General features: G+C 54.1%; 2 protein-coding genes. Both read left to right on the plus strand.

What is annotated here, in order from left to right; translation table 11 throughout:
• The first annotated feature begins 348 nt into the window (after positions 1-348).
• Complete coding sequence (locus Q0482_RS08075) at positions 349-2,094, plus strand: diguanylate cyclase (protein WP_299145311.1); 1,746 nt, start codon at positions 349-351, stop codon at positions 2,092-2,094.
• 46 nt (positions 2,095-2,140) lie between these two features.
• Positions 2,141-2,920 carry a TatD family hydrolase gene (locus Q0482_RS08080; protein WP_299145312.1) on the plus strand — a complete coding sequence of 260 codons (780 nt, stop codon included), beginning with the start codon at positions 2,141-2,143 and terminating at the stop codon, positions 2,918-2,920.
• Positions 2,921-3,354: the final 434 nt, after the last annotated feature.

Below are 3,354 nucleotides of genomic sequence, written 5' to 3' on the forward strand. Positions count from 1 at the left end.
CGTCAGCCGTGCCCCTTTTTTATACTGCGGCGCCAGCCGCCACCACAACCCTCGGGCCCGAAAGGCCCGTCAAACCTAAGAACCCTCGCCCGCAAAGCGGGCGTCAAACTTTAGAACCTTAAGAATCTTCGGGGCCAGAGGCCCCGTCCCCCTTTGGTGCCTGCGGCACCACCTTCCCCCCGCAAGCGGTGGGACAATAAAAGTGGGGAACCCTTCTACACAACCTGCGCCGACAGGCGCGCCCCCCTGCCCCCTGTCCCCTTTCCTTTATAAAATAAATGGGTTATAATTATTTCCATAGTATACGCATAAAAAGCAGGCATTGGATACTAGCGGGAGATGGTAGGTATGAAGAAGCTGACGGAGCTGATTCGCCTTGTATCCATGCCTGCTTTTTCTATTATCTTTATAGCAGTTCTTTTTCTGGACGCCGCTCTGTACCATTCCATGTACACCGACATGCAGGACAATTTCCATGAAATCGGCGAAGCCCGCTTGGCCTGGCTCGAGCAGTCCCTTCAGCGGTATGTGGATATTACGGAAGTCATGGAAGGCCGGGTGGTGGAAAAAGAGGGGAAGGCCGTGCCGGATCAGGGGAAACTGGCGGACTTTGTGAAAATGGATGCCGCCCTCCGCAGTATCCAGCTCGTCCAGGCGGATGGAACCTTTCACGGATACAATCAGGACAGCAATATACGGTATTTCCTGCATGTAGAGGACAGCACGCTCGGGAAGGTGGCGGAGAATACACGAAAAACGGAGAAGGTGAGCATTACCCCTTCCGTGGAAGTGGGGGAGAATCTTTATGACATTGTGGTGCTCCGCCCTGTATTCCTGCCGGCGGAAGACGGGGGCCGCCGGTTCTGGGGATATATCATGGCCATTATTGATACGGACATCTTCCTTCAAGATGCGAATATCACAAGCCTGAAGGATCAGGGCGTACTCTGCGGTCTCATTCACAGGGAAGGAGACGGCACCACTGCAGTCCTCTATGAAAACGGCAATTACAATCATGATGCCGTGACACTGCAGCGCGCCATCTTCGGAGACAGCTGGGAAATTGCCCTTCGCCCCGAAGGCCCCTGGGTGAACCCATGGATTATCGTCCTTACCACCTGGGCCGGCGTAATGACCGCGCTGGCGGTGGGCGTGCTGCTGCGCCGCAATGCCCGCCTGCGCCGCATAGGCACCACCGACGCATTAACCGGCGTGTACAACAGAAACGGCGGCGACTGGGCGGTGAAGCGCTGCCTGGAAATGCATGAAGGAAGGCCGGCACTGGTGCTGGCAGTGGATATTGATAATTTCAAAATCATTAACGACGTCTACGGTCACGAAGCGGGGGACAGAGCCCTCTGCCAGTTTACAAAGGACATGAAGGAAACCTTCGGCCACCGGGCGGTCATTACCAGAAACGGGGGCGATGAATTTATTATCTTCTGCGGATATGGGTTCACTGCCCAGGCCGCACAGGCCATTGACACCTTCACCAGCCGGCCCCATGAAATTATTTACAAAGGGAAAGCCGTCCGCTTCTTCTCTTCCCTGGGATTTGCCCGCTATCCCGATCACGACACAGACTACCGCAGCCTCTGCATCAAGGCGGACTATGCGCTCTACGGCGCCAAACTGAACGGCAAAGCAAGGTGGAAGGAATTCGATTCCCGCGTGGCGCTGGAAGACGCCCGCACCCAGCTGGGGTTCAACCTTACGGACATAGGAAACCAGATGCCCGGCGCCATGATTATATACCGGGCAGAAGACAAGCGAATCCTCTTTGCCAGCAGCCGTCTCGTGGAATTGATGGAAGCGGATAGTTTGGACGATTTCATGAAATACACAGCCATGGAGGCAGACCGCATATTCCCTGAAAACAGGCGGGCAGCCATGGGCAAAGAAATGGCAAGGCAGATTCATAATCCGGAAAACCGCCGAAACAGCTATTTCCTCCATGAATCCATCCTGACTCTGAAGGGAAATCTCCGGCCCGTGGAAATGATAGGCCACCTGGCCCGGAATGATAACTACGGCTGGGTATACTACGTATTTCTTTATGAAGAAAACCTGGAGAAAAAGCTGCAGAAAAAGTAATGATACCCTTTTCTGCAGCTCCTTCTTTTATGCAAAGGAGCACTAAATGGACATACGATACTACGACATAGGACTGAACCTTTTCACCCCCTCCTTTCCCGACCCGGAAAAGATTATAGAAGACGCCGAAGCGGCGGGAATCAAATGCATATTAACCGGCTCCGACCGGAAAGACAACGAACTGGTGAATGACTTCACCAAAACCCATGACCTCTATGGCACCGCCGGCATCCATCCCCACAGCACCGACCATGCCCGGGAAGAAGACGTGGAACGCATCCGGGAAATCATCCTCACCAACCCCGCCGTCAAAATGGTAGGGGAAACGGGCCTGGACTACGACCACATGTATGCCAAAAAAGAAAACCAGCTCCACTATTTCAAAGAACTCATCCGCCTGGCAGAAGAACTCCATAAACCCATGTTCCTCCACCTCCGGGACGCAGAAGACGACTTCATGGCCTGCTTCAAAGGACATGAAGACATATGCCCCCTGTCTGTGGTACACTGCTATACAGGAAACAAAGAAACCCTCCGGAAACTCCTGGACATGGGTTTCTACATCGGCATCACCGGCTGGATCTGCGACGAAAGAAGAGGAGACGCCCTGAGGGATGCCGTCTCCATCCTCCCCCTCAGCCGGGTCATGGTAGAAACCGACGCCCCCTACCTCACCCCCAGGGGCTTCCACCTCAAAAGAACCAACGTCCCCCAGAACATCACCTACGTAGTAGAAACCCTGGCCTCCTACATGCACACCACTGCAGAAGAACTAAGGCTCCACGCACTGGAAAATACGGAAAAAGTATTCGGGATTAAGCGGTGAGCCTGTATAACCGGTTTTTTATTTATGTGTAGACTGGGAAGCGCAGAGAGGCTTTATTCTGTCCCCTGAATAGGGGTGGCAAGCGAACTTGGTTCGCAGGGGAGCAAAGCGACCTGAGAACCAAGTGAGACGCTTTCCCGTGGAGAAGTCCCGCGAAGCGGGATAGGGGGTGGCTGTGGAGGTCCTGCATAGGACCTCCAAGTCAGCCGAAGTTGGCCCTTAGCCTGCCCATAAAAGGGCCTTCCTTTTAGTCGGCTGACCGTGGTGAGCGGCCAATTTAGCAGAATGGTGCCTGAAGAGATGAGACATAAGTGCTTTTTCCCGTTCCGGCAGTTCCCCCTTTGGTGCCTGCGGCACCACCTTCCCCCCGCAGGCGGGGGGACAACAACCCGCTTTATACATAGCGCAACTTATGAGGAGAGGACAAGTATAGA

It is taken from the genome of uncultured Dialister sp. (assembly GCF_937959425.1).
Taxonomy (GTDB): Bacteria; Bacillota; Negativicutes; order Veillonellales; family Dialisteraceae; genus Dialister.

Coding starts and splice junctions, on each gene's coding strand:
- Q0482_RS08075 (WP_299145311.1), top strand. CDS start 349: ATGAAGAAGCTGACGGAGCTGATTCGCCTTGTATCCATGCCTGCTTTT.
- Q0482_RS08080 (WP_299145312.1), top strand. CDS start 2,141: ATGGACATACGATACTACGACATAGGACTGAACCTTTTCACCCCCTCC.